The organism is Devosia sp. (assembly GCF_017744655.1).
Taxonomy (GTDB): Bacteria; Pseudomonadota; Alphaproteobacteria; order Rhizobiales; family Devosiaceae; genus Devosia.
The window spans coordinates 702466-727112 of record NZ_JAGIAW010000001.1 but is presented as its reverse complement, the minus strand read 5'-3'; the positions used below and the strand labels follow the sequence as shown (position 1 = coordinate 727112).

Annotated in this window: 31 protein-coding genes and 1 tRNA gene; 14 read left to right on the top strand and 18 right to left on the bottom strand. The window is 61.8% G+C overall.

The genetic code is table 11. From position 1 onward, the window contains the following. Positions 1-186: 186 nt before the first annotated feature. Positions 187-924 (bottom strand): rhomboid family intramembrane serine protease, encoded by a 738-nt coding sequence (locus J7557_RS03635; protein WP_291417411.1) that lies wholly within the window; start codon positions 922-924, stop codon positions 187-189. Between the two features lie 179 nt (positions 925-1103). Between J7557_RS03635 and J7557_RS03630 the strand changes: the two genes are divergently transcribed. The 3 genes from J7557_RS03630 (at position 1104) to J7557_RS03620 (ending at position 3378) form a co-directional block, all read left to right on the top strand. Beyond that, positions 1104-1757 (top strand): PAS domain-containing protein, encoded by a 654-nt coding sequence (locus J7557_RS03630; protein WP_291417410.1) that lies wholly within the window; start codon positions 1104-1106, stop codon positions 1755-1757. Between the two features lie 137 nt (positions 1758-1894). Beyond that, entirely contained in the window at positions 1895-2500 is a 606-nt protein-coding gene (locus J7557_RS03625) for a PilZ domain-containing protein (RefSeq protein WP_291418283.1), read from the top strand. A gap of 251 nt (positions 2501-2751) precedes the next feature. Further along, entirely contained in the window at positions 2752-3378 is a 627-nt protein-coding gene (locus J7557_RS03620) for a transglutaminase-like cysteine peptidase (protein WP_291417408.1), read from the top strand. 107 nt (positions 3379-3485) lie between these two features. On the opposite strand, the gene J7557_RS03615 is transcribed toward J7557_RS03620, so the two are convergent. Next, positions 3486-3812 carry a hypothetical protein gene (locus tag J7557_RS03615; protein ID WP_291417406.1) on the bottom strand — a complete coding sequence of 109 codons (327 nt, stop codon included), beginning with the start codon at positions 3810-3812 and terminating at the stop codon, positions 3486-3488. Between the two features lie 108 nt (positions 3813-3920). Here J7557_RS03615 and J7557_RS03610 point away from each other — a divergent pair, with 108 nt between their 5' ends. Beyond that, positions 3921-4568, top strand: coding sequence for a hypothetical protein (locus J7557_RS03610; RefSeq protein ID WP_291417404.1), 648 nt, complete (start codon positions 3921-3923; stop codon positions 4566-4568). Between the two features lie 22 nt (positions 4569-4590). Here J7557_RS03610 and J7557_RS03605 read toward each other — a convergent pair whose 3' ends face one another. The 3 genes from J7557_RS03605 to J7557_RS03595 all read right to left on the bottom strand — a co-directional run bounded on the left by J7557_RS03605 (position 4591) and on the right by J7557_RS03595 (position 6600). Then, the gene (locus J7557_RS03605) at positions 4591-4809 is read right to left on the bottom strand and encodes a DUF3126 family protein (protein WP_035083286.1); all 219 of its coding nucleotides are present in this window, start codon (positions 4807-4809) and stop codon (positions 4591-4593) included. 114 nt (positions 4810-4923) lie between these two features. Beyond that, positions 4924-5748, bottom strand: a complete 825-nt coding sequence (gene cysE / locus J7557_RS03600; RefSeq protein ID WP_291417401.1) for a serine O-acetyltransferase — start codon at positions 5746-5748, stop codon at positions 4924-4926. Between the two features lie 81 nt (positions 5749-5829). Further along, on the bottom strand, positions 5830-6600 hold the full coding sequence (locus J7557_RS03595; protein WP_291417399.1) for an alpha/beta hydrolase: 771 nt from the start codon (positions 6598-6600) through the stop codon (positions 5830-5832). A 302-nt stretch (positions 6601-6902) separates the two neighbouring features. Between J7557_RS03595 and J7557_RS03590 the strand changes: the two genes are divergently transcribed. The 4 genes from J7557_RS03590 (at position 6903) to J7557_RS03575 (ending at position 10215) form a co-directional block, all read left to right on the top strand. After that, complete coding sequence (locus tag J7557_RS03590) at positions 6903-7148, top strand: zinc-finger domain-containing protein (RefSeq protein ID WP_291417397.1); 246 nt, start codon at positions 6903-6905, stop codon at positions 7146-7148. 8 nt (positions 7149-7156) lie between these two features. Next, the gene (locus J7557_RS03585) at positions 7157-8335 is read left to right on the top strand and encodes an FAD-dependent monooxygenase (RefSeq protein ID WP_291417395.1); all 1179 of its coding nucleotides are present in this window, start codon (positions 7157-7159) and stop codon (positions 8333-8335) included. A gap of 85 nt (positions 8336-8420) precedes the next feature. Further along, positions 8421-9752, top strand: a complete 1332-nt coding sequence (locus tag J7557_RS03580; protein ID WP_291417393.1) for a TCR/Tet family MFS transporter — start codon at positions 8421-8423, stop codon at positions 9750-9752. Then, positions 9730-10215, top strand: coding sequence for a GNAT family N-acetyltransferase (locus J7557_RS03575; protein WP_291417391.1), 486 nt, complete (start codon positions 9730-9732; stop codon positions 10213-10215). The genes J7557_RS03580 and J7557_RS03575 overlap by 23 nt, the downstream gene beginning before the upstream one ends. A gap of 195 nt (positions 10216-10410) precedes the next feature. Here J7557_RS03575 and gndA read toward each other — a convergent pair whose 3' ends face one another. After that, positions 10411-11829 (bottom strand): NADP-dependent phosphogluconate dehydrogenase, encoded by a 1419-nt coding sequence (gene gndA / locus J7557_RS03570; protein WP_291417389.1) that lies wholly within the window; start codon positions 11827-11829, stop codon positions 10411-10413. Positions 11830-12045: 216 nt separating this feature from the next. On the opposite strand from gndA, the gene J7557_RS03565 reads away from it, so the two are divergent. Both J7557_RS03565 and J7557_RS03560 read left to right on the top strand, forming a co-directional pair. Next, on the top strand, positions 12046-12822 hold the full coding sequence (locus tag J7557_RS03565; RefSeq protein ID WP_291417387.1) for an SDR family oxidoreductase: 777 nt from the start codon (positions 12046-12048) through the stop codon (positions 12820-12822). Beyond that, a complete protein-coding gene (locus J7557_RS03560) occupies positions 12815-13357 on the top strand; it encodes a gluconokinase (RefSeq protein WP_291417385.1) in 543 nt (180 codons plus the stop codon). Before J7557_RS03565 ends, J7557_RS03560 begins: the two co-directional genes overlap by 8 nt. On the opposite strand, the gene J7557_RS03555 is transcribed toward J7557_RS03560, so the two are convergent. From J7557_RS03555 to J7557_RS03530, 6 genes are all read right to left on the bottom strand, one after another. Next, complete coding sequence (locus J7557_RS03555) at positions 13341-14243, bottom strand: DMT family transporter (protein WP_291417383.1); 903 nt, start codon at positions 14241-14243, stop codon at positions 13341-13343. The two genes, J7557_RS03560 and J7557_RS03555, sit on opposite strands and share 17 nt — an antisense overlap. Before the next feature lie 73 nt (positions 14244-14316). Beyond that, positions 14317-14865: a winged helix-turn-helix transcriptional regulator gene (locus tag J7557_RS03550; RefSeq protein ID WP_291417382.1), complete on the bottom strand. Its 549-nt coding sequence runs from the start codon at positions 14863-14865 to the stop codon at positions 14317-14319. A 54-nt stretch (positions 14866-14919) separates the two neighbouring features. Then, positions 14920-15672, bottom strand: coding sequence for an SDR family NAD(P)-dependent oxidoreductase (locus J7557_RS03545; RefSeq protein WP_291417380.1), 753 nt, complete (start codon positions 15670-15672; stop codon positions 14920-14922). 103 nt (positions 15673-15775) lie between these two features. Continuing rightward, positions 15776-16243: a CYTH domain-containing protein gene (locus J7557_RS03540; RefSeq protein ID WP_291417378.1), complete on the bottom strand. Its 468-nt coding sequence runs from the start codon at positions 16241-16243 to the stop codon at positions 15776-15778. 1 nt (position 16244) lies between these two features. Next, on the bottom strand, positions 16245-17114 hold the full coding sequence (locus tag J7557_RS03535; protein WP_291417376.1) for a CHAD domain-containing protein: 870 nt from the start codon (positions 17112-17114) through the stop codon (positions 16245-16247). A 9-nt stretch (positions 17115-17123) separates the two neighbouring features. Beyond that, positions 17124-17660, bottom strand: coding sequence for a methylated-DNA--[protein]-cysteine S-methyltransferase (locus tag J7557_RS03530; RefSeq protein WP_291417374.1), 537 nt, complete (start codon positions 17658-17660; stop codon positions 17124-17126). A gap of 76 nt (positions 17661-17736) precedes the next feature. Between J7557_RS03530 and J7557_RS03525 the strand changes: the two genes are divergently transcribed. Then, positions 17737-18408 carry an RluA family pseudouridine synthase gene (locus J7557_RS03525; RefSeq protein WP_291417372.1) on the top strand — a complete coding sequence of 224 codons (672 nt, stop codon included), beginning with the start codon at positions 17737-17739 and terminating at the stop codon, positions 18406-18408. Positions 18409-18546: 138 nt separating this feature from the next. On the opposite strand, the gene J7557_RS03520 is transcribed toward J7557_RS03525, so the two are convergent. Further along, positions 18547-18828 (bottom strand): hypothetical protein, encoded by a 282-nt coding sequence (locus J7557_RS03520; RefSeq protein ID WP_291417370.1) that lies wholly within the window; start codon positions 18826-18828, stop codon positions 18547-18549. After that, positions 18828-19208, bottom strand: a complete 381-nt coding sequence (locus J7557_RS03515; protein WP_035083308.1) for a RidA family protein — start codon at positions 19206-19208, stop codon at positions 18828-18830. The genes J7557_RS03520 and J7557_RS03515 overlap by 1 nt, the downstream gene beginning before the upstream one ends. A gap of 79 nt (positions 19209-19287) precedes the next feature. On the opposite strand from J7557_RS03515, the gene J7557_RS03510 reads away from it, so the two are divergent. Both J7557_RS03510 and J7557_RS03505 read left to right on the top strand, forming a co-directional pair. Continuing rightward, positions 19288-19372 (top strand) — tRNA-Leu (locus J7557_RS03510). Positions 19373-19403: 31 nt separating this feature from the next. Continuing rightward, on the top strand, positions 19404-20081 hold the full coding sequence (locus tag J7557_RS03505) for a hypothetical protein (protein ID WP_291417367.1): 678 nt from the start codon (positions 19404-19406) through the stop codon (positions 20079-20081). On the opposite strand, the gene J7557_RS03500 is transcribed toward J7557_RS03505, so the two are convergent. From J7557_RS03500 to J7557_RS03485, 4 genes are all read right to left on the bottom strand, one after another. Further along, positions 20078-20827: a hypothetical protein gene (locus tag J7557_RS03500; RefSeq protein WP_291417365.1), complete on the bottom strand. Its 750-nt coding sequence runs from the start codon at positions 20825-20827 to the stop codon at positions 20078-20080. The two genes, J7557_RS03505 and J7557_RS03500, sit on opposite strands and share 4 nt — an antisense overlap. Beyond that, positions 20824-22245: a phage minor head protein gene (locus tag J7557_RS03495; protein WP_291417363.1), complete on the bottom strand. Its 1422-nt coding sequence runs from the start codon at positions 22243-22245 to the stop codon at positions 20824-20826. Before J7557_RS03495 ends, J7557_RS03500 begins: the two co-directional genes overlap by 4 nt. 68 nt (positions 22246-22313) lie before the next feature. Further along, complete coding sequence (gene gpt, locus J7557_RS03490; RefSeq protein WP_291417361.1) at positions 22314-22811, bottom strand: xanthine phosphoribosyltransferase; 498 nt, start codon at positions 22809-22811, stop codon at positions 22314-22316. A gap of 80 nt (positions 22812-22891) precedes the next feature. Next, positions 22892-23662: a molybdopterin-binding protein gene (locus tag J7557_RS03485; protein WP_291417359.1), complete on the bottom strand. Its 771-nt coding sequence runs from the start codon at positions 23660-23662 to the stop codon at positions 22892-22894. A gap of 122 nt (positions 23663-23784) precedes the next feature. Between J7557_RS03485 and map the strand changes: the two genes are divergently transcribed. Continuing rightward, positions 23785-24621 carry a type I methionyl aminopeptidase gene (gene map / locus J7557_RS03480; protein WP_291417357.1) on the top strand — a complete coding sequence of 279 codons (837 nt, stop codon included), beginning with the start codon at positions 23785-23787 and terminating at the stop codon, positions 24619-24621. Positions 24622-24647 lie beyond the last annotated feature (26 nt).

Sequence of the window (24647 nt, the reverse complement as noted above, 5' to 3'; positions counted from 1 at the left end):
AAATGCAAGTGGTGTGACGGGCGGGGATTTAAAGTGTGAGCGGGTGGCTACACGAACAGGCCGGCCTCGCGCTTTCGTTCGCCGTCACTACCCGGCTTGTCCGGGTAGTCCATGCGGAGGCGAGATGGATTGCCGGGACGAGCCCGGCAGTGACGATGGAATGGCTCCATGGGCGGAAGACGGTAGCTACGGGTGCTTCCGCTCGAAAAGCCCGACCATGAGCAGGCCGGCGAAGAAGCCGCCCAGATGCGCCTGCCAGGCGACGCCGAGGCTGGCGCCCATGAGGAGCGGCGCGAGGGGCACGGCGGCGTTGAGGACCAGCCAGATCAGCGTGAAGAATCGCGAACGCGGGTTGATGAAGACTTCGCGGAGACTGGCAAGACGCCGGCCAAGGACGACGCGCTGACCGGTCTCAGGATGCTGAGCATAGAGAACCGGCTGGAAAATGAAGCGGACGGCCGCGCCGGTGAGCCCGGCGACGCCGCCAGAGGCTCCGATGAGATAGGCGCCGGAATAAAGCGAGGTCGCGGCAAAGGCTGCGGCGCCAGCGGCGGCGGAAACGAGGAAGATAGCGAGCATTGGCCCTGCCCCGTAGCGGCGGACAACCGGACTAGCAAAGATGACGAGCCAGGCGACGTTGACGAGCAGATGATCCCAGCCGCCATGGAGGAAAGCATGGGAAAATGGCGTCCAGAGCAAAGGAATCGCGACGGAGATATCCTGCGGTGCCAAAACGATACGCAGAGGCTGGAAGGCGAACCAGAAATAGAGCTGAGTCTGCCCCGCCTCGTTAAGCACCATGGTTGCTGCCAGGTGAATCGCGACCAAGACGCCGACCAAAGCTGTTACGGCATTTGGCAAAAGGAAGATCGGCTCTCGCGGCGGGCGGCCTTGGGAACCGGGCATTTGCTCGGGTTCACTCATCGTTTTTCTCCCTAAGACCCTATACAGCGCGGCTTCCGCAAAGCTTTTCCACATTGGGACAGCGGCGTTAACCTTAATTAATGTTTAAGCGGGCAATCGCCCTGCCGATTTGCCATTGTCGTCGGCGCGGCGAGACTCTGGGGAGATCGGATGCCGCTTATGAACAAGCGGGTCCTACCATGCAGATGCCGAGCACCAATACGCTCTATACCTATTGGAACACGATTCGTGGCGCCCGCAGCGCGCCCGACCGCAAGGACATCGATCCCACCCGCATTCGTGAGGCCCTCGCCAATACGTTCATCCTCGAACTCAATGACGAGGACAAATTCTCCTTCCGCCTCGCCGGCTCGCACCTTTGCACTAGCTATTGCCGCGAACTGAAGGGCCGCTCCTTCTCCGCGCTCTGGCACGACCGCGACCAGGACGCGATGGAAACGCTGATCCGCGCCGTGACCGAAGATCACGCCGTGGCGCTGGTGACGTTCCAGGGCTCGACCGCGCTCCACACCAAGACATCCTTCGAGATGATCCTGATGCCGCTGCGTCACAACGGTTCGAGCCACACGCGCATTCTGGGCGGCATGACGGCGACGGAAGAGCCGTACTGGCTCGGCGTGCAGCCGATCACCGAGCAGCGGATCACCGGCCTGCGCCTGATCTGGCCGGACGAAATGCCGCGCGAGGATTCGATGCCCGACGTTGCCGCCAGCGTCGTGAACGATGTCAGCTTTGCTCCGGCGGCCTCGACCATGGCCATGCCGACGACGCTTTATGGCCGCAGCGCGCGCCGCTATGCACACCTCGCGGTGATCGACGGCGGCCGTAACTGATACCTGGCGCGATCGGGCTTTGTCTGGTCGCGCAGTCGCTACCAAGCGTTAACCGAGAATCGTTACGTTGCTTGCACTTTTATGTGCGGACGGGGACCGGTGAACGCATGCTCAGTGACGATCTCGATTCAGCGCGCATGCCCTCCCCTTCTCAGCCCAGGGCTGTCGAGGGCCGGTTTCAACGCGTCAAGGTTTCCATCCTTGGCCGCTATATGCTGGCTGACCGTCGCGAATTCCCCTGCCAGGTTCTCGAAATGTCGCCCGGCGATGCCGTGGTGATTGCCCCGGTGCCGGGAACCGAGGGCGAACGCATCATTGCCTATCTCGATCATATGGGCCGCATTGAAGGCACTATCCTCAAGCAGGTCGATGGCGGCTTCCTCATGGATATTGCCGCAACGCCCCGCAAGCGCGACAAGATGGCGGCGCAGCTGACCTGGCTCGCCAACAAGGACGTGCTCAACCTGCCGGAAGATCGCCGGCATGAGCGCGTGGTGCCTGATCTCAGGCACTCGACCGTCGTTCTCGACGATGGCCGGCGCTACAACTGCAAGATCATCGACATTTCGCTCTCGGGCGCGGCCATCGAGCTCGATGTGCGTCCGGCCATGGGCACACCGATCACGCTTGGCCGCATGCGCGCCCGCGTCGTGCGGCATTTCCAGAATGGCGTGGCCGTGGAGTTTGCCGCGGCGCAGGAAATGCTCAATGTCGTGCAGCAGAATCTGCGCGTCATGAACTGAGTTAGCTGGCTTGGGTCTTTTACTTACTATCCCGGTGTCATTCCCGCGAAAGCGGGAATCCATGTTTTGAAACGGAGGTCCCCGCTTTCGCGGGGATGACATCGTGGCGGTCGAGGCGCCTGTGCTAGCGTAAACGCCTCCTTACTGCGCCCGCTAAAAGACACCTAAAACACGCATAAAAACTGCCCGGCAGTTTTCGGACCGGCGCAAGTCGCCGCCCTTAGCGTGGTCTCCATCAGGGAGATCGCGTTATGGCAATCCGAAATAAGCGTCTGATGGCGGCCGGTATGGCTGCTGCGGCGCTCGCAATCTGGGCACAACCCAGTGCAGCTATCGACTTTACCAATGCAGCCTATGTGCAGGTTGCGAGCACCAATACGTCCATTCCGGTGGGGCATCTGGATTTCTGCCGTTCGCGGCCCGGCGAATGCCAGGCGAATGCGTCGGTCGTTGATGCCGTCAGCCTGACGGAAACCAATTGGCAGCAGCTTGTTTCCATCAACGCGCATTTCAACCAGACCATCATTCCGGTGACGGATCAGGAACTCTACCAGGTGGAAGAGTTCTGGACTTATCCCACTAGCGGCTATGGCGATTGCGAGGATTTCGTGCTGGCCAAGCGTCAGGCGCTGATCGAGGCCGGCTGGTCGCCCAGCACGCTTCTCATCGCCGTGGTGCGCCAGAGCGATGGCAGCGGTCATGCCGTGCTGATGGTGCGGACCGATCGCGGCGATCTGGTGCTCGACAACCAGGAAAGCGCCATCCGCGTCTGGAACGAGACGCCCTACCAATATCTCAAGCGCCAGTCCCAGGCGCATGCCGGCCAGTGGGTCGATATGTATGATGATCGCATGACCATCGTTGCGGCCAACAACTAAGGCGTAGACTTTCCGGGTCCCGCCCCAAGAATCCCTGATAGGGACCTGATGAACAAGGCCGGCTCTCGCTGCAGCGAGGCCGGCCTTGTTGTATTCGTCGATGGCAATTAACCGAGGCGGATGGCGAAGACGTAGAGGCTCATAAAGAAAAGGCCGGTGACGAAGGCCCAACTGAAGCCGACAAGCGCGCCGATCAGCGCCGAGGTCATCGACAGCGTGCTGCTGTCCTCACGCTGCCAGCCCATATGCAGCATGATGTATGGCCCGCAGACGATGCTCATGACCAGATGCCCAGCAGCGCCGGCAAGGCTCCGGCCATCCATGCGGAGCATGGCCTGCTGGCGGGACAGCGCCTGATAGAGATGCGTCCCAGCGCCCGCAATGCACAGCCCCACGCCCATGATGAACGCCGCAAGCAAAAGTTCGCGCGCCATCCCTGCCCTCCTGTGCCATCGACCCATGGCAATGTTAATTCTTTGGTAACCATATTGCGGCTGAAGTGATGTGTCACCTCCGCTTCAGAAAACTGGTTAACGCTGGCCATGTCCGCCCTGCCGCGCTCCGAACCCCGCATTTCCGGGCTTATGCAGAACCTGGCTGGTATTGCGCTGGTGGTGATGCTGGCCGCTCTGGGCGTGGCTTATCTTGTGGATGAAGCCGGCCGATCTGACGGACGAAAGGCGCCATCGCTCGATGATGGCGAGGCGCTGGTGCAGACCGTCGGCGGGCGCGAACTGACGATTCCGAAAAACTGGTTCCGCTTCGGCGAGCAGATGCAGAGCGGTTTTGTCGGCCAGGTCGATCTATCGGTGGAATTGCCGCTTGGACGGGTCGACGTGACGCTGCTGCCACGCTCGCGGGCCAAGTCGAGCAGCGAACTGCTGGACAGCGTCTATGTGCACCAATTCGCCAAAGGCACGGAAACGGGCGTGCCGGGTCTCATCGGGCAGAAGCTCGAGGGCAATGGTTATGCGGGAGAAGTCATCTGGTATGACGCGCTGGCGCCAAAACCCTTTGTCACCAAGTGCATAGACGCCATCGAGACCGGCGCGCCGGACAAATGCGTCCGCACCGTGCATCTGACGAGCGGTCTGGCCGCCATCTACAGCTTTGACGAAACTTTGCTGCCGGCCTGGCGCGATTTCGACGCGGAAATTGGCCGGTGGCTGGAGAGGATCGGCGCCAACTAGTGTCGGCGCCGTCCAGTCTTGGTCAGTCGATATCGTCGAGGTCGATATCGAGGATCGACATCGAGAACATGTAGGACTTGTCGCCGTCTTCGTCATCGACGTGGATGAGACCGATCGACTCGTCGCCGATGAAGACTTCCACCGAGTCGTTGAGCTTGGCGCGGGGACGGACGTCGATGTTCTTGTTGTTGAACATGCGTTGCAGGAATTTCTGCAGCTTGATGATCTCGGGATGGTTCACGGCAATCGTCCTGCTGTTGTGTTGGCGCGCAATCTAGTCCGTCACGGGCTGCTGGCAACCCCTGGCACCGTCATTTTAGCGGTGACAACCTGCGGCAGAGACTTGCCCCGCCGGTCAGGTGTTGTCGTGCACCAAAACCATCTGGTCCATGACCAGCGCGGGCTGGGCACAGCCGGCTTCGCCGATCACCTTGGCCGGCACACCGGCAACGGTGGTGCGCGGCGGAACTTCCTTGAGGACAACCGAGCCGGCACCGATACGTGAGCAATCGCCGACGCGGATATTGCCCAGAACCTTGGCGCCCGCACCGATGAGAACGCCATTGCCGATCTTAGGATGACGATCCTGATCGGCCTTGCCCGTGCCGCCGAGGGTAACATTCTGCAGCATGGAGACGTTGTCGCCGACGACGGCGGTTTCGCCGATGACGAGGCCCGTACCATGGTCGAGCATGATGCCCTTGCCCATGGGAACGGCGGGATTGATGTCGACCTGGAAGACCTGGCTGGCGCGACTCTGGAGGTAGAGCGCGAAATCGCGGCGACCGGCCTTGAACAAGGCATGGGCGAAGCGATGGGTCTGGATGGCCTGATAGCCCTTGAAATAGAGCAAGGGCTCGATGGCCCGGTGGCAGGCGGGATCACGTTCGAGCGTGGCGGCGAGGTCGACGCGGGCGGATTCGCCTATGGTGGGATTGTCGCGCAGCACTTCGGCAAAGGTCTGGCGGATGATGTCGGCGGAGACGTCTTCGTGGTCGAGACGCGAGGCGAGACGATGCGCCAGTGCTTCCTCGAAGGAATCGTGGTTGAGCACAGTGGTCAGCGCCATCTGCCCCAGGGCGGGGTCGGAATCGATGATCTGGCGAGCACCGACGCGCACGGCTTCCCAAACGGGATCGACCGACTTGATCTGCGCCGACTTCTGGGCATTGCCGCTCATGGCGTCCAACTCCGCTTTATCGAGACTTACCGATATAAGGCATTTGGTTGTTCAACACAAAGCCCCGGCATGCACTTTGGTTCACGGTTCCGCGGAAACGGGAAAAGTCCTGCTGAGGAACTCCAATGCGGCCGCCTTGAATTTGGAGTCGCCCGTGGCGCGCATGTGATCGCGCTTGGGGATGGTAAAGGCTTCACCATGCGGGAGCAGTTCGGCGAGAGGTTCCGGAGAGGCGGCCATTTCGTCGGCCTCGCCCACGGCCACGAGCACGGGAACCTCGATTCGTCTGACGTCGGCGCGCGCCATGGGCTGGCGCGAGGTTTCCATGCAGGCGGCGAGCGCTTCGCGATCGGACCCCGTATGGTCGGCGAAGATGCGGAACTGGCGGGCGGTCGGATGGGTCAGATCGGCAAGGCGCGGGGCGCGGAGGCCGGCGATGATATCGTTGCCGTCGGTCAGGCCATTGATGAGGTTCATGCCCATGCCGCCGAAGATGGCAGCGGCAATGCGCTCCGGATAATTGAAGGACAGGAAGGCGGCGACGCGGGCGCCCATCGAATAGCCGAGCACGGCGACGCGCTTTTCGCCGAGGTGGTCGAGGAGCGCGAGGCTGTCTTCCATCATCCGCTCGGGATAATAGGCATCGGGGTCGTGTGGCTTGTCCGATTGGCCATGGCCGCGGTGATCGAAGGTGATGGCCTTGTAGCCTGCGCCGACCAGCGTTTCGACCCAGCCGGTATCGATCCAGTTGACCCGCCCGCTCGAGGCAAAGCCGTGGATGCAGAGGACTGCGGGCCCCTGCCCTGCGGTTTCGTAGGCAAGGGAATATCCGCTGGACTGGAATTGGGGCATGGGCAGGTTCCTTTTGCGGAGTGTTTAGCTGCCTGAGGGGCGTTGGGCCAGTGGGCAAACGGCGCCCCGCAACCCCGCAGTAGCCCTCATGGTGAGGCGCTTTGTGCAGCAAAGCCTCGAACCGCGGGGGCGTGGCGCTGCAGCATCGGGACACGTCCCCGTGGTTCGAGGGTCGGCTGCGCCTCCCACCTCACCATGAGGACTACTGCCATTTTGCGCCATCCTGCGACGCCCCGCCCCTTTTCTTACCGCCCCCACTTGGCTATGGTCCGGCGCAAAATACCGACCCCACAGGTTTGACCATGGCACACGGCACCACGCCCCATTTCCACAACACCGAAGGCCTCCGCAGCATCGAGGTTGGCTCCAAGGAGTTCCAGTGCGTCGGCGCCCTGCCCCCGTTCGATCATCCGCATATCTTTATCGATATGGGCAAGGATAACGAGGCGGTGTGCCCCTATTGTTCGACGCTCTATGTCTTTAACGCCGAGCTTGGCGCAGGCCATTCCAACCCCGCTTCTGCGGTGTTCGAGGCACACGCCGCCTGAGTTTGACCATGCCCGCCACGGGCCGTAACTATGTCATAGCCGGAGCGGGTATTTCCGGCCTTACGCTGGCATTGACCCTCGCAAAATTCGGGGCGACTGTGGTCGTGCTCGAACGGAATACAACAATCCAGGAGGCCGGAGCCGGCCTCCAGATCAGCCCCAATGCACGCCGCATTCTCGACCGATTGGGCCTCTCCGATTCTCTTTCGCGGATAGCCTTCGAACCGGCAGCGCTCGACACCTATCAATATGGAAGCTCCAAGCCGTTTTTCAGCATGGAGTTCGGCGAGATCATGGAGCAGCGTTTTGGCGCGCCCTATGCCGTGATGCATCGGGCCGATCTGGCGGATGCGCTCTACAAGGCATCGCGACGCTTCGCCAATATCGACATCATTTTTGGCGTACGCGGCTGGGACGTGGTTTCCCATGCGCGGGGTGTCACGGTTGCCGTGGATGAAGCCAATGGGCAGACGCGGACGACGCGCGCCAATGCCTTTATCGGGGCAGATGGTGTCCATTCCCATACGCGCCGGCAATTGCTGGACGGCCCGGACGCGCAATTTGGCGGGCGCGTCGCCTGGCGCACGCTGGTGCCGGCCGACTCGGTGGCGAGCCAGATCGCTGGCGATCGTGTATCGGTGTTTTTCGGCAGCGGACACCATCTCGTCTGCTATCCGCTGCCGCATCGGAAGCAGGTCAATCTGGCCCTGTTCCTGCCCGGCAAGGCGGAAGAGAATCCGCAAAAGCCCAAACTGAAGGGCAAGGGAGCGCTGGGCGTGATTCTGGCCGCAGCCGGCGACAGCTGGACGCCATGGCCGCTCTACACGGTGACCACCCCGATTTGGCACCGGGAAAATATCGGCCTTATCGGGGATGCGGCGCATGCCATGGTGCCGTTTCAGGCGCAGGGCGCCGCCATGGGCATCGAGGATGCGGCGACGCTTGCCCCATTGCTGGTGGAACATGCCGAACCGGAACCCGCCTTTGCGCGTTACGCGGCTGTCCGGCAAAGCCGCGTCGACCGAGTCGCAAATCTTTCGGCCAGCAATGGCCGCATTTTTCATATGAGATGGCCGCTATCAGTCGCGCGGGACACGGTCATGCGGCTGCAAGGGCCACGCGCCCATCTCGACAGGCTGGGCTGGATCTACGGTTATGACGCAGCGCCGGGCGAAGGATCGCACTAGCCGCGTCAGCCCTTGCGTTGCAGGGGCGGCACGTGTCAATTGCGCGACACTAGGGTTAGGTGACTGAAAGGGAACGGAATACCGCATGCAAGCTGCGACACGCTCCCGACTGACCCTTGCCTGCATCCTCATTACCATTCTGCTCGACATGATCGGCGTGGGCATTATCGTGCCCGTGCTGCCCGAGCTGCTGGAGGAGTTGACGGGCGGCAGTGTTGCCAATGCGGCTGTGATCGGCGGCTATCTGGTTTTCGCCTATGCCTTGATGCAGTTCCTGTTTTCGCCGGTGCTGGGCAACCTGTCGGATCGTTTCGGGAGGCGGCCGGTGCTGCTGGCCTCGCTTCTCGGGCTGACCTTCGACTATCTGATGATGTCGATTGCGCCATTCGTCTGGTACCTCTTTATCGGCCGCATCATTGCCGGCATCGCGGGCGCGGCGCTGGCGACGGCGACGGCCTATATGGCCGATATCACCCCGCCGCATAAGCGCACGCATCGCTTCGGGCTGATCGGGGCCGCTTTCGGGCTGGGCTTTATTATTGGGCCTGTCATTGGCGGCGAGCTGGGCGAACTCGGGCCGCGCGTGCCCTTCTTTGCGGCGGCTGGCATTGCCTTTGCCAATTTCCTCTTCGGACTATTGGTGCTGCCGGAAAGCCTGCCCAAGGCCAATCGGCGAAAATTCAATATCAAGCGGGCCAATCCGCTCGGCGCAGTTGTGGCGCTCAAGCAATATCCGTCGGTGCTGTGGCTGCTGGCGGTGCTGTTTTTCCTGCAGCTCGCAACGCAGGCGCTGCCGACGATTTTCAGCTATTTCACGGTGGAAGTGTTCAGCTTCACGTCCTCGACCATCGGCCGCACGCTGGGCGCCTTCGGCATTGGCTTTGCCTTTAGCCAGGCCGTTTTGGCGGGACCGCTGTCCAAGGGTATCGGCGAGCCGGCCGTTGGGATCGTCGGATTGCTGTTTGCCGCGACGGCCTTTGCCGGCATCGCTTTTTCGGCCGATGTCTATCAGCTTTACCTGTTCATTGCTGTTGGGACCGTGAGTGGCCTCGCGCCGCCTGCCATCAATGGCGTGCTGTCGCGGCAGGTGCCGGACAATAGCCAGGGCGAATTGCAGGGCGCGGTGAACGCAGCGAGTTCGCTGGCGACGATCATCGGCCCGCTGGGGGCCACGCAGATTTTCTCCTATTACAGCGCTCCTGAAACCGCGCATTATTTCCCGGGTGCGCCGTTCGTAGCTTGCGGCATTGCCGTTGTTATCGCGCTGCTGGTGTTCGGCATTGCGGCGTGGCGATTCGAGCTGACGCACCGGCCGTCCATTGCCGACCACCCCGTGGCGCCGGACCTGCCGCCGCCGGGACAGTTGCGCGTTGCGCCGATCGAGGACGATCCCGATGATAATCCGCCCCGCCGCTGAGGCCGACCAAGCCGCTATCATGGAAATCGTGGCCCCGGTTTTGCGGGCGGGCGAGACCTATGCCATCGACAGCGACCTCAGCGACGAGGCAATGCGCGACTATTGGTTCATGCCGGCACATGAGGTCTTTGTCGCCGAGGACGAGGGCGTCATCCTCGGGACCTATTATCTGCAGGCCAACCAGCGCGGCGGCGGGAAGCATGTGGCCAATTGCGGCTATATGGTTTCGGACAAGGCGCAGGGCAAAGGCATTGCCGGGCGCATGTGCGAGCATTCGCAGGTGGTGGCCAGGGAACGCGGATTTCGGGCCATGCAGTTCAACCATGTCGTGTCGAAGAATGCCCGCGCCGTGGCGCTGTGGCAGAAGCTCGGCTTTTCCATCGTTGGCACGCTGCCGCTGGCCTTCAAGCATCCGGTCCATGGCTATGTAGACAGCTATGTGATGTTCAAGGCGCTGGTTTAACCAGGCAGCTTCGCGCCCCGCGCACACGTCAGTCGTCGTCATTGCCGGGCCTGTCCTGGCAATCCATCTCGCCTCCGCGTGGACCACCGGCACAAGCCCGGTGGTGACGGTAGACGAGAAGCAGATGGTCCCCGGCGGACAACGCGAGCCGATACAAACAAAAAGCCCCGCCGAAGCGGGGCTTTTCTTTTTGGCTTACTTGCCGAGAGTGCTTGGCCAGGTGCCGTGCAGGTCGCTGCCACGGCCTTCGATTTCAAAGCCATGGGCGCCGAAGAAGTCGCGCTGACCCTGGGTCAGGTTGGCCGTACCCTGGGCCTGGCGGTAGCTGTCGAAATAGCTCAGCGAGGCGGAGAGGCAGATCATCGGGAATTCGCCGACGGAAGCGGCGGCCACGACCTTGCGCAGGCTCGGGTGGCTATCCTTCATGATGCCGACGAAGTCGGGCACGACGAGCAGATTGGTGGCTTCGCCCTTGGCGTAGGCCGAAGACATCTGATCGAGGAAGCGCGAGCGGATGATGCAGCCAGCGCGCCAGATCTTGGCGATCGTCGCCAGCGGCAGCGACCAGCCGAATTCTTCCGATGCCTTGGCGATGACTGCGAAGCCCTGAGCATAGGAGACGATCTTGCCGGCGAGCAGCGCTTTTTCGAGATCGGCCAGGGTAACGTCGGTCTTGGCGCGGTTCGGCTTGCCATAGATGGCTTCGGCGGCGACGCGCTCGGCTTTGCGCGAGGACAGCGAACGCGCGGCGACGGCGCCTTCGATGGCGGTTGCCGGCACGCCCATCTGCTGGGCGACGACGGCGGACCACATGCCTGTACCCTTCTGGCCGGCCTTGTCGAGGATCAAATCGACAAGGGGCTTGCCCGTCTGGTCATCGACGGCGTCGAGAACGTGGCCGGTGATTTCGATCAGGTAGGAATTGAGCGGACCCTTGTTCCATTCCTTGAAGACGTCAGCGCATTCCTTGGCCGACATGCCGAGGCCATCGCGCATCACGCCATAGATTTCGGCGATCATCTGCATGTCGCCATATTCGATGCCGTTGTGGATCATCTTGACGAAGTGGCCGGCGCCACCTTCGCCGAGATAAGCGCAGCAGCTCTCGCCGTTGAACTTGGCGGCGATGGCAGTGAGAACCGCCTCAGCGTTGTGCCACTGTTCCTTGGAGCCGCCGACCATGATCGAGGGGCCGTGGCGGGCGCCCTCTTCACCGCCGGAAACGCCGACGCCGAGATAGCCGATGTTCTTGGGCTTGAGGTAGTCGAAGCGGCGCTGCGTGTCAGTATAGAGCGAATTGCCGCATTCGATGATGGCGTCGCCAGCTTCGAGGTGCGGCAGGAGCTGCTCGATCATGTCGTCAACCGGCTGGCCGGCCTTGACCATGATGATGATGGAGCGCGGAGCCTTCACCGTCTGCACGAAATCGGCAAGATCGTATTTTGGGATGGTATTCTGGTCGAGGCCCTGAGCCTTGGCTTCGGCCACGAATTCGTCGATGCGGCCGGCCGAGCGGTTGTGCACGGCAACGGTGTAGCCTTTTTCGGCGATATTGAGCGCCAGGTTCGAACCCATAACCGCCAGGCCGATCAGGCCGATATCCGCAGTCGCCATGAAGCATTCCTTCCGAGGTCTTCGTCGCCATCCAAGGCGTTTGGGGCCATGCGCAGGGTGCATAGCACTCGGAGGCGACAATGACCACAAAGCGAAAGATGATGAAAGTGCGGATCGTGCAAATTTCGACCATTTCATATTCTTGTATGGAAGAGTTGGACATGTCTTGCCTTGCAGCAAGACAGATGGCTAAGAAGGCGGGAGCTGCGGAGGAGCATGAACATGGACGGGCGTTCGCCATTCGACCTGAAAGGACGACGCGCTCTCGTCACCGGCTCCAGCCGGGGGCTGGGATTTGCGATGGCCAGAGCGCTGGCCGGGGCCGGCGCGAAGATCGTGCTGAATGCGCGGGACGAGGTGGCGCTGGGTGCGGCGGCAGCTGACCTGGCAGAGACCGGAGCGGATGTGACCGCCCTCGCCTTCGACGTCACCAGCCCTGAAAACGTCGGCGAGGCGATCCGGCACTGCGAAAGCGAGATCGGGCCGATCGATATTCTGGTCAACAATGCCGGCATGCAGATCCGCGGGCCGCTCGAGACTTTTCGGCATGATGATTTCGAAAAGATCATGGCAACGCATGTGACGGCGACCTTTTCGGTCAGCCAGGCCGTAGCGCAGGGCATGATCGAGCGCGGTCGCGGCAAGATCATCAATATCTGCTCGATCCTGACCGATCATGCGCGGCCGACCGCGGCCCCGTATGGCGCGGCGAAGGCGGCGATTGCAAACCTGACGCGCGGCATGGCGGCCGATTGGGCCCGCATGGGGCTCAACGTCAACGCCATCGCACCGGGCTACTTCAAGACCGAGCTCAACGAGGCGCTAATCGCCGACCCGGCGTTCAATGCCTGGGTGGAACAGCGTACTCCGATGGGGCGTTGGGGTGAGGTGGAAGAATTGGGGCCCGCCGCCATCTTCCTCGCATCCGATGCCTCCAGTTTCGTGAACGGACACATTCTCTATGTCGATGGCGCCTTCACCGCAGTTGTCTGAGCCAGCCCGCATCATCATCGTGATGGGCGTCAGCTCCTCGGGCAAATCGACCGTGGGCGCGGCCCTGGGGCGGGCGCTGCATGCGCCCTTTCTCGATGGCGACCGGTATCATCCCGAGGCCAATGTCGAGAAAATGCGGGCGGGGATTCCGTTGACAGACGAGGATCGGTGGCCCTGGCTCGAAGCGCTGGCGGCGGCGCTGAAGGAAGCGGCGGACAAAAAGAAGGGCGTGGCGGTCGGCGCCTGTTCGGCGCTGAAGCGGGCCTATCGCGATTTCATCACTGAAAAGGCCGGTGAGCCGGTGCTATTCGTCTATCTTCACGGCAGCCGCGAAGTGATCGGCGAGCGGATGGCCAAGCGCAGTCACGAATATATGCCGACGAGCCTGCTCGACAGCCAGTTCGCAACACTGGAAGTGCCGGATCCGGCCGTGGAAAATGTCTTGGTGGTGCCGGTGACCGATCCGGTAAATCGCATCGTCACGACGGTGACGGGTTCGCTCAAGCACCTGAAATCGTTCAAGCGCTGGCAGTAGTCTTTCTGGCGAAACGCCCCTGCCCATAGGCTACGATGGCGGCGGCGGCCACGACGACCAGGGCGCCCGTGAGGGCCCAGGCGGATGGGGCGATGCCAAGCAGCAGCAAATCGAAGCCGAAAGCCCAGATAATGCCGGTATATTCGTAGGGCGCGAGCACAGAGACCGGAGCACGGGCGACCGATTCCATCATCAGGACATGGCCGAGCCCTCCGAGAAAGCCGGCGCCAGCCAGGAGTACAAATTCGCGCGCGCCGAGATCGACCCAGCCGAAAAGCGCTGTGGCGAGGCCCACCAGCGAACAGATGATTGCGAAGGAAAGCGCAATCGCGGCCGGCGGCTCGGTGCGCGTGAGATCCTTTACCTGCACCCGGGAGAGCGCATTGGTTGCCGCCATGGCAATGCCTGCGCCGATACCGATCAGGGTGCCATCGCGCAGCTCGGCACCGACAAGGGCGGGATAGAGCATCAGCACGATGCCGGCAAAGCCAAGCAGGACACCGATGAAAATGGTCGGGCCCGGGCGTTCGCGCAGAAAGACCATGGCGGCGGTGATCGAGAGGATGGGCGCGAGATAGGTGAGCGCGGTCGCAAGGCCCACCGAGAGATAGCGCAGGGAAACGAAAGAGAAGAACATCACCGCGCAGCCGAGGAGACCACGCACCAGATGCTTGTGTGGGTAGCGCGTGCGGACGGCCTGACCGAGTTCCCGACGGATCGCGAGATAGATCAGGATCGGCACCAGAGCGACGAAACTGCGCCAGAAGATGATCTGTCCGGTGGGCACGAATTTCGCGACTTCGTGCACGGCGGCGGACATGGCCGCCATGACGGCAAGACCTCCGGTGGACAGCCAGAGGGCAATGGAAATGTTCTGCTTGGGCATAAAAAGGAGTCGCAAGGCGGGGATGGAGCAAGCTCTAGTCCGGACCGCCCTGCCCTGCAAGTCACTGAGCGGATTAGAGTTCCAGAATGGCCTTGCCGCGGGGCGAGATACGGTAGCCGGTTTCGAGGCTTTCGGTGAGGCCGAGGGTTTTGAGACGACGAACGCGGGTCTTGAAGACATGCTTTTCCATGCCGAAACGGTCGGCGAGTTGCTGGGCGGAGAGGCCTGGATTTTCGGCAATGCTGGCAAGAACCGCCTTCGTCCATGGGGCCTCGCCATCCATGCGCGCCAGCTTCGCCTGGACGTCGGACAGATCGTCGAGCGAGGCGCGGAGGGCGATGCGGGGATCGGCACCCAGATGGTGGAGGCGGATGCGATAGAGCTGGCCTTCGCCGCGTTTTGCCAGGGCCGCCATGAGGTCTTTGGCATCCGAAAAACCGGCGCGGCAGGCGTCTTCGTCGTCGATGTCATCGCTGACTGGCTCGACGGCATCGATAGCGAGGGTTCCGACGGCCGTTAGCAGCGTCCCACCGGCTTTGACCGTTGGCCGCCGCCAGCGACGAAACTGCGTGTCTACCCTGCCGCTCGCAATGGCTTCGAGATCGACGATCCTGATGAGCATGACGCCCTCCCATGCAGCAAAATATTAGCCGAGCACGGGAGGGCGGCAAGCGGCCTATTGAGCGACGTATCCGCCATCGACCAGGTGATAGGAGCCGGTGATGTTCGACGCAGCATCGGAGAGCAGGAACACGGTCAGCGCTGCGACCTCGTCCGAGGTGCCCAGCCGCCCGATCGGATGAACGGATTTTAGATAATCCAGGGTCTCCTTGGGCAAGGCGGAAAGCAGCGGCGTATCGATGAAACCCGGGCCTACGGCGGTGACGCGAATGCCCTTTTTGGCATAGTCCACCGCGGCCGATTTGGTCATGCCGACCACGCCATGCTTGGCGGTGACATAGGCCGGGGCATTGGGAAAGGTCACCGAGCCGAGGATTGAGGCCATATTGACGATGGCCCCGCCACCAGCCTTCACCATGGCGGCAATCTCGTACTTCATCGAATAGAAGACGGAGTTGAGGTTGACGTCGATAACCTTATGCCAATCGTCGAAGGAATAGTCGCCGAGGGGTGCGGAAGCGCCGCCAATGCCGGCATTGTTCACCGCCAGATGCAGGGCGCCAAAGGTGTCTACGGCAAACTGGACCGCCTTTTCGACCTGGTCGGCCTTGGCGACATCGACAGCGACAGCGGCTGCTTCGCCGCCAGCGGCCTTGACTGCATCGGCAACCGCCTGGGCGCCTTCGAGCTTGAGATCGGCAACCACAACCTTGGCGCCGCGCGCGGCGAGCTGCTTGACGACCGCCTCACCGATGCCCGAGGCACCACCCGTTACGAATGCGACCTTGCCTGAAAAATCCTGGGACATAGCACTCTCCTGTTGGTTCCTATGGAGATATGTCCCTTTGCCGGGTGGCAACCATGATCGAGATCAAACCGCGGCGAACAAAGTGTTTGTGCGATATCCGCAATTAATCGGGAATGCCGGGGTTACGCGACAGGCTGGCATTGGCATAACGATCGTCTTCGCTGACCTCACGGCCGATCCAGGACGGGAGGGCGACGTGTTCATCGGCCGATTGCATTTCGACCTCGGCGAGGATCAGGCCCTCATGCTGGCCTTCGAAAACGTCGACCTCCCATACATGGGCTTCGAACGGCACCTTGTGACGGCGTTTTTCGATGATGTTGGGCTTGGCGATCTCCATGAGCTCGCGCGCATCTTCGAGGGGAATGGCATATTCGAACTCGGCCCGGGAAATGCCTTCCGGCCTGCCCTTGAGCGTCAGCACAGCCTCGCTGTCGTCATAGATGCGCACCCGCACCGTGGCCTTGGCACTGGTCGAAAGATAGCCCTGCTGCAGGCGGGCCGAGCTTTCGATGCCCGACTTCCAGCCATCGCCCGAAATCAGGAATTTGCGCTCGATTTCCTGCGCCATATCAATCGTCCTTTGGGAGAAGTTTCCAGAATTTTTCGAAGCGCGTGACGAGCGCCGTGGGACTGTCCACGCTCAATTGCCGGCCGAGGGCGAAGGCCTTTTGGGCGAGATCGTCCTTGCGGCGGGCAATGGCCTTGGTCACGGCGCGGTCGAGCGGCCCGGCGAGTGCTTCCAGCCCTTCGGTCAGCACGGCCAGATTGTGGTGATCGCCCAGATATTCGCCGAGCGTATCGAGCTGATCTTTTCGTGCGCCCAAGCGGTCTGGGGCGCAATCCTTGAAGAGGCTGACCTGAAACCAGTGGCCTTTGGTTTCCTTGCGCCACTCGTGAAAATCCTCGTCTTCGCCGGTTTTCTCGGCCGCCTTGAAGCGCTTTTGCATGCGGGCATAGGTGTCGTGCAAGCCCGGCTCGATCAGGGCAAAGCCCTGGGCATCAAAAGTCCAATGTTTGACGCGCTGGCGGGCCGAGGTCATGGCTTCGGCGAAGCTGTCGAGCAGGCCAGTACGGTCCTGTTCGCGCGATACGCGTCGAACATTGTCTTCGAGGCGGTTGCGCAGGGCGTTGCGGGTTTCGGTCGACTCGTCCTTGAACAGCGCGTCGAACGTCTCGAGCATGACGGCGGCATCACGGGAGGCGGACAGCGCATCGGCTGCGCCGCGATAGGCTGCGTTTTCCTTGGCGAAGTCAGGAAAATTGGGGCGCACGAGGCGCAGCAGGCCGCGGATCTTTTTGCAGTGGCGACGCAGCTCGTGAACGGTGTCGTCGAAATCCTCGGAGGTGGCGATGTCGTCCAGAGCTGCATCGATCTGTTCGGCAGCGATTTTCCGGACCTGGCTTCCCACTTTGCTGCGATGGCTGAATGAAAAGCCCATGGCGCTCTACTAAAACGCGAACTGCATCTGGCCGGGCGGCGCGCCCATGCTGACGCCTTCGAGCGCCAGCATGACGCGTTTCGAGGAGGTGCCACCGGGGGCGGAAAAGCCGCCTGCCCCGTTGCCAGCGGCAAGCACGCGATGGCACGGGATGATCAGCGGAATGGGATTGGCGCCCATGGCCTGGCCCACGGCGCGCGACAGGCCGACATCGCCGAGCTGGCGCGCCATGTCTCCATAGGTGGTGGTCTTGCCCCAGCCGATGGTGAGGAGGATGTCGTAGCAGCGGCGATGGAAATCGGGCACGCCTGTGAGATCGAGACTGACGGCGGAGAAGTCGACCTCCTCGCCTTCGGCATAGTCCTCTATCTGGTCGAGAAGCGCAGAGATGGTGCGGTCGGGCTCGGCAGGCTCGGCACCGAGTTTTGCCATGCGCCCAGCGATTTCCGAGGGCTCACCACCAGGCAAAAAGACCCGGCGCACGCCGCAGTCAGTCCAGACCAGGGCGAATTCACCGAGCGCCGTTGCAAAGGTGGTGCTGTACATGAGTGCTATCTTAGCGCGCCGCCGCACATGCCGCAAACGCTTGGTCAAACAGACAAACCTCTGCTAGAGGGCAGGCATGCCCGGTCCCATGCCCACATTGCTCGACTATTTCCCGCCCACCGATCCCTATCTGAACGTCCTCCACGTGGACGACGATATTCTGGTGGTCGATAAGCAGAGTGGGCTGCTCAGCGTGCCCGGCAAGGATCCGAGCCTTTGGGATTGCGTGGAATATCGCGCGCGGCAGACGTGGCCGACGGCGGGCATGTGTCATCGGCTGGACAAGGATACGTCGGGCGTATTGGTGATGGCGCTCAACAAGCGCGCGCATGGCCGCATCGGTAGCCAGTTCGAGCATCGGCAGACGACCAAGAGCTACGTGGCGCGGGTTTCGGGCGTGATTGCCGAGGACCGGGGAGTCATCGACCTGCCGCTGGCGACCGATTGGGAAAACAAGCCGCGCCAGCGCGTCGATTATGAAAATGGCCGCCACGCCAAGACCGAATGGGAAGTCATCGAGCGCGAGGCCAATGCGACGCGGGTAAAACTCGTGCCGCTGACCGGGCGCACGCACCAATTGCGCGTGCATATGAAGGCGCTGGGCCATGTCATCCTGGGCGACGCCTTCTATGCCGAGGGCGAGGATTTCAAGGCGGCGGACAGGCTGCAACTCCATGCGGCGGAACTGGGCTTTACCCATCCGACCACCGGCGAATTCATGACCTTCGTGGCGCCGACGCCGTTCTAGCGGCACGACCTCGCCCTTCGAGGCTACGCTGCGCTCCGCGTCTCAGGGTGAGGTCTACTGGAGCAGCCGCCTTCCTGAGAAGCCCTCATGGTGCTTTGCGCAAGCAAAGCCTCGAACCACGAGGGCGTGGCACGAACCCTATTCCTCTTCGAAAGCGACTTCGATGCGCTGGAAGAGACTGCCTTCCTTCATCGTATCGAGCCATTTGCGGAAATCGGGGACGTCCTTGAAGCCGGCGCGCTTGGCGTCGGCATCGGTAACATCGTCAGCACTCATGTCGGTTATCGACAGAATCGAAAGCAGGCCCAGCTTAGTCTTGAGCGTACCGCCGGGTTTTACGGTGGGGCGATTCCAGCGGCGGAAGATGACGTCGACCTTGCCGGCTTTGATGTCTTCGAGGAGAGCGAGTTTGAGGAGCATCAGTCCAATACCGCCGTGGCTGTGATTTCGATCTTGAGACCCTTGGCAAGCAATTCCTTGACGACGACGGTCGCGCGGACCGGGAACGGTTGCTGGGTGAAGAATTCGCGATAAACGGCGTTCATGCCGGCCGCATCGGCGCTATCGGTGAGGAAAATCTGCACCATGACGAGATTGGCCAGCGTGCCGCCGGCGGCTTTGACGCCGATCTCGATATTCTGGATGCAGCGGCGGGCCTGGGCCTCGATGCCGCCTTCGACGATGTCGCCGGTGACCGGGTCTTCGGCGATGGCGACGAGCCAGACATGCTTGCCGGCGCGCACGGCGTCATTGATCGGCGCGGAGGATGGCGCGATGCCGGTTTCGATGCGTTCGATCATCTCGTCTCCGGGGTTGAGAATCGTCTTGCCGCAATTGTCTTGCGCATCGCCTTGTGACAAACACGGGCCACCGAGCCAAGCGGGCGTGGTGAAACTGGTAGACACAAGGGACTTAAAATCCCTCGGCTAACGCTGTACGGGTTCGATTCCCGTCGCCCGCACCATTCCCCCCCAGACGCAAGTTTCGAGACGCTCATGAGACCGTGGATACATCTCGATACGGCCAATGTTCCCGGCGACAAGACGCAGCTCAAACTGATGCAGCGCGGCGACGAATTCTCCATCATGCTCGGCACCAACGAGCTGATGAATAACCGCCTCAGCGGCTCGGAAGAAGCGCTGGCGACGCTCAGCGCCGAACGCATCGGCGGCAGGGCAAAGGCGCGGGTGCTTATTGGCGGGCTCGGCATGGGTTTTACCCTGCGCGCGGCGCAGGGGTGTTTTGGGGCGGACAGCGAAATCGTCGTCGCCGAACTGGTGCCAGAGATCATCGCCTGGGCCCGTGGGCCGCTGACCCCGGTTTTCGGAACCTGCCTCGATGATCCGCGGGTGAAGATCATCAATGATGATGTTGGCAAGGTGATCGCTGCGGGCAAAGGGGCATACGACGCCATCCTGCTCGATGTCGACAACGGGCCGGATGGCGTGAGCCGGGAGCAGAACGATCAGCTCTATGGCACGGCGGCGCTCAGGAAATCATGGGCAGCACTGCGCCCAGGTGGCGTGCTGGCCGTTTGGTCGGCGCATCCGAGCGAGCCGTTCACAAAGCGACTGGCTGCGGCGGGTTTCGCGGTGGATGAGGTCAAGGTGCGGGCACGCAGCGGCGGCAAGGGCGCACGACATGTCATTTGGCTGGGCGTGAAGCGGGGTTAGCTCATCTCGACGGGAAACGCCGTCGGCTCCCAGAGATGATCGATCTTGAGCGCCCTTGCCCGGTCGAACTCCCAGGACCGCAAAAGGTCTCCTATGCCGGCGCGGTCCCGGCGTTGCACGAGGTCTCGCAGGGCCCCCAGATGGCGCGCCATTACTCCATCGCTGATGGCCGTCCGTTCAGTATCGCGGGCGATGGCGACGGCACCTTTGGCACGCCACTCTTCCGCTTGCCGTGCGGCCGCAATCGAGCCCCTCTCCCACCAAGCGGCGGCCGCGGCAACCTTCTGCTCCGCAGCGTCCAGATCGCTCAGCGCAGAGAGAGCGACCGCGTAGTGAAAGGGTCGATGGGGAATGATGCGACGATCTCTGCCATCGGTTCCCACCTCATTATCTTTGCCAAAGTTGATGTACTGCTCAACCGTATAGACCCGCGAGAAATCGAATTGGAGAACCTCCTCGGTCTTGGCCACCACGTGCGAGGGAAAGTCCTCTTCGTTGGACCGTTGCAGAGAGTACTGCTCATGAATGTCGAACGGCGGGGAGTCGCTCTCAGAATTGCACATGAACATCGCGCCAGCGTACCAGATCGGCCGGCACAGGTGTTTGTCCCACGAGGCGTCAAAGAAGATGCCGCGCAGGATGTGGTGGACCGGTGGAATGATAAGGTTACGACCGACCAGCACAAGATCCGGATGCTGCCTCAACACGGGTCGAAGCCACTTCTTGGCCTCCGGCGCGGTTGTCATGGTGCCGTTCCGTTTTGGGCAGAGGGCTTCATCTGAAAGACCATAACTATGGCTCCTGGGTACCGCGCGGTGAGGCTGGTGCCTTGCTTTCTAATCTGTCCAATCTGCATCATGCTGTCTCCAGTCTTCACCTCGTAGTCACAGATAAGGTTTGGGGTTCTTTCATCTGGAAGGAGTTCAAGCACATCCAAACGAGTACTGCCCTTTTTTCCATAGTGAACTTCGAAACCGCCACCATCGTACGAAATTTCAGGCAACACGTTATTGTAAAGGGGCGCAAACTCCACCTTAAGGTTGTTGATGTGATCCTTAATCCAAAGATGGACGCTTGTTCCGTATTGCGTGGGAGTCTGAGTTAGTTTCACCGGAGCAAGCACGTTGGCCGCTTGGTCAACCCAAGTCTGTACGTCTGGGTATAGCTTGCAGCTTTGCCGAGCGCGCTCAGCTTCGAGCGCGTCCAGTCGCACAATCACCAGACTGTCCTGATCATCGCGGGTTGCTTGATAGGCGATGACAGGTAAATCCTGCGCGGCGCTCCCAACCGCCTTTGGCACCTCCTGTAGCAACTGGTAGAGCAAAAAAAGCGCAGCTGCGCCGGCACCAGCTGATCCGTCCGGGGCAATGAGCATGCCCGGATTGGGCAGGAGGATGTCATCGTCCAGCTCAAACTGTGCGTCTGCATCGGCCACGGACCCGGTTGGGCGGGGGAACAGTTCTTCGCTGAACTGGAACGCGCTGCGCGGACGGCCTGAGATCGGACCATTTGGTGTCCACCGGCTGAACGTGACCACGTTGCGACGCGAGCGCAACGCGACCGATTGAGCCGAACTGCTGCGCTCGATGAACACAAGCCGACCATCAGGCAACGTTACATCATGCGCGATATGTGAGCCTGTGAATGTCGAAAGGACGCGCGCGCCGCTCTTCGTGCGAATATCGGATGCGGAGACGCTTGCGTCCGGTCGCGTCAGCGTCTCGACGCTCGCCCAGAGTGTCGAAGGATCTGCGGACACTTGTCGCTCAGATGCAAGCTGCAGAAAGGTGTCTGGGAGTGCTGGATTGCCATAGTAGGGCTCTGCCCAGCAGCGGCAGTTTGGCGCGGTGCCGGGGTGGCCCTCTGATGGAGCGTTGGCCCAGGCGAAGACCTGCCCCTCAAGGGCAGAGTGTGTGTGGCGTACGCGATCGTCGCCAGCTGTGCGCCAGGTGTAGTGGGTGGTGGGACGACCGTCCGGGAGGGACTTGGTGGAGAGGCCGGCGCAAAGCTCGAGGAATTTCTGGCCGTCGGCCGCGGTTTCGGCGAGCCGATGGAAATCATCGGGAACGGCGCCGTGCCTCACATAGGTGTCAAACGCCTTCCGCTCGATCAGTCTTGCGAGCTTGGCTCGCTTCTCTTCCAGCTTCTTCGAAAGTCCGACCATATCCCGCCCCCGCTTTGATGCGGAGGCAGGGTCTCATGGCCGCTGGGAGCGGGGATAAGCGGGATAGATCAGTCGGTGCCGCCGGAGATGGGGGCGACGTAGGCGACGTCGAGGTCCCAGGGGAAGAAAATCCAGGTGTCCTGGCTGACTTCGGTAATGAACGTGTCCACCATTTCGCGGCCCTTGGGCTTGGCGTAGACGGTGGCGAAGTGGGCGCCGGGGAGCATTTCGCGGACGGCGCGGGCGGTGTTGCCGGTATCGACGAGGTCGTCGACGATCAGGATATTGCCGCCCTTCTTGGCGAGGTCGAGGATCGGCTGGCTGATTTCCTTGAGAATCTTGATGCCGGCCTGGTTCTGGTGGTCGTAGCTCTTGGCGGCTACGGTTTCGACGGTGCGGATGTTCAGCTCGCGGGCGACGATGGCGGCTGGAACGAGACCGCCGCGGGCGATGGCGACGACGGCGTCAAAGGTGCCGAGGCCAGCGAGGCGCCAGGCGAGAGCGCGGCTATCGCGGTGAAACTGGTCCCAGGTGACGGGAAACGACTTCTGGTTGGGATTGCTCAACGCATTGATCTCCGGAGGGGCGCCATGCGCCGAATTCTTTGTGAGGCACCGTCCTTATCAAAGGACGGGCCCGACGCCAATCATTCCCCGTCGGGAGGCTGTATTCCGGCCTTTGCATGGGCCGCGGCGACCATGGCACGGACCTTTTCCCCAGCTTCGGCCAGCAGGGCCTCGTCGGAGGAGCGCAGGACCAGCTCGGTCATGACCCGATCCTTGCCCATCTGGGGATAGGAACCCATTTTCACATCCGGGTATTCGTTCTGCAGCGCGCCGAGCGGGCCGCCGAGCGTGCCTTCGCCAACGGCAGCCTTCACAGTGATCGACTGGACCTTCTTGCCGCCCTTGAGGGTTGGCGTCAGGGCTTCGAGCATGGCGCGCATGATGACGGGGACGCCGGCCATGACATGCACGTTGCCGATGCGGAAACCGGGGGCGGCGCTGACGGAATTGACGATGAGATCGGCGCCCTCGGGAATGCGCGCCATGCGCAGACGCGCTTCGTTGACCTCGGTGCCGGTTTCCTTCCAGCGCGCTTCGAGCATGGCGCGGGCCTGGGCGTTGATCGGCAGGGCAACACCAAATGCCTTGGCAATGGCGTCGGCGGTGATGTCGTCGTGCGTCGGGCCGATGCCGCCCGTGGTGAAGACATAGGTGTAGCGCTGGCGGAGGGCGTTGACGGCCTCGACGATCGACTCCTCGACGTCGCTGACAACGCGCACTTCGGTGAGGTCGATGCCGAGATCGGTACAGAAATCGGCGACGGCGCCGATATTCACGTCCTTGGTTCGGCCGGAAAGGATTTCGTCGCCGATTACCAGGAGGCCGGCGGTCACACGAGATTGGGTCGACATGGAATTTTCCGGTTTTATGAACAAAGAGGAATGCCCCTCGCCTTGCCCGCCGTCAAGCAGGCGAAGCCCTTTCAATCGGACGAGCATGTGACTAGATTTGGACCATTCCCCTGGAGTCCTTGATGGTTACCTACGTCGACGCATCCGCCAAATCCCGCCGCACCCCCGGAGTCATCCCGCTACATGGCGAGGATGGCTTTGCGGGCATGCGCAAGGCCGGAGCACTGACGGCGCAAGCGCTCGATATTCTCACCGAATATGTCGAGCCGGGCGTGCCGACGGCAAAGCTCGACCAGATTGCCTATGAGTTTGCACGCGACAATGGCGCGGTGCCGGCGACGCTGTTCTACAAGGGCTATCGGCATTCGGTGTGCACTTCGATCAATCATGTGGTGTGCCACGGCATTCCTGATGAGCGCGGGCTGCGCGAGGGCGATATCGTCAATGTCGACCTGACGCTGATCGTTGATGGCTGGTATGGCGACTCGAGCCGGATGTATCCGGTGGGCGAGATTTCGCGAAAGGCAGAGCGGCTCATTGAAGTGACCTATGCCGGCCTCGAAGCGGGGCTGGCGGCGGCGAAGCCGGGCAATACGACGGGCGACATCGGCGCGGCCATTCAGGCCGTGGCCGAGGGCGAGCGAATGAGCGTCGTGCGCGATTTTGTGGGGCATGGCGTGGGGCGGCTGTTCCATGACGAGCCGAACATTCTGCATTTCGGGACGCCGGGCACCGGCGTGCCGCTGAAGCCGGGCATGATTTTCACCATCGAGCCTATGATCAATCTCGGCAAGCCGCATGTGAAGATTCTGTCGGACGGCTGGACGGCGGTGACGCGCGACCGGACGCTTTCGGCGCAGTGCGAACACTCGATCGGCATCACCGAAACCGGGCACGAGATCTTCACGCTCTCGCCCGGTGGCCTGTTCAATCCACTCGAAGCGCGGAAGCAGTCTTGAGCGACAAGCCCGAGAGCAAACCCAGC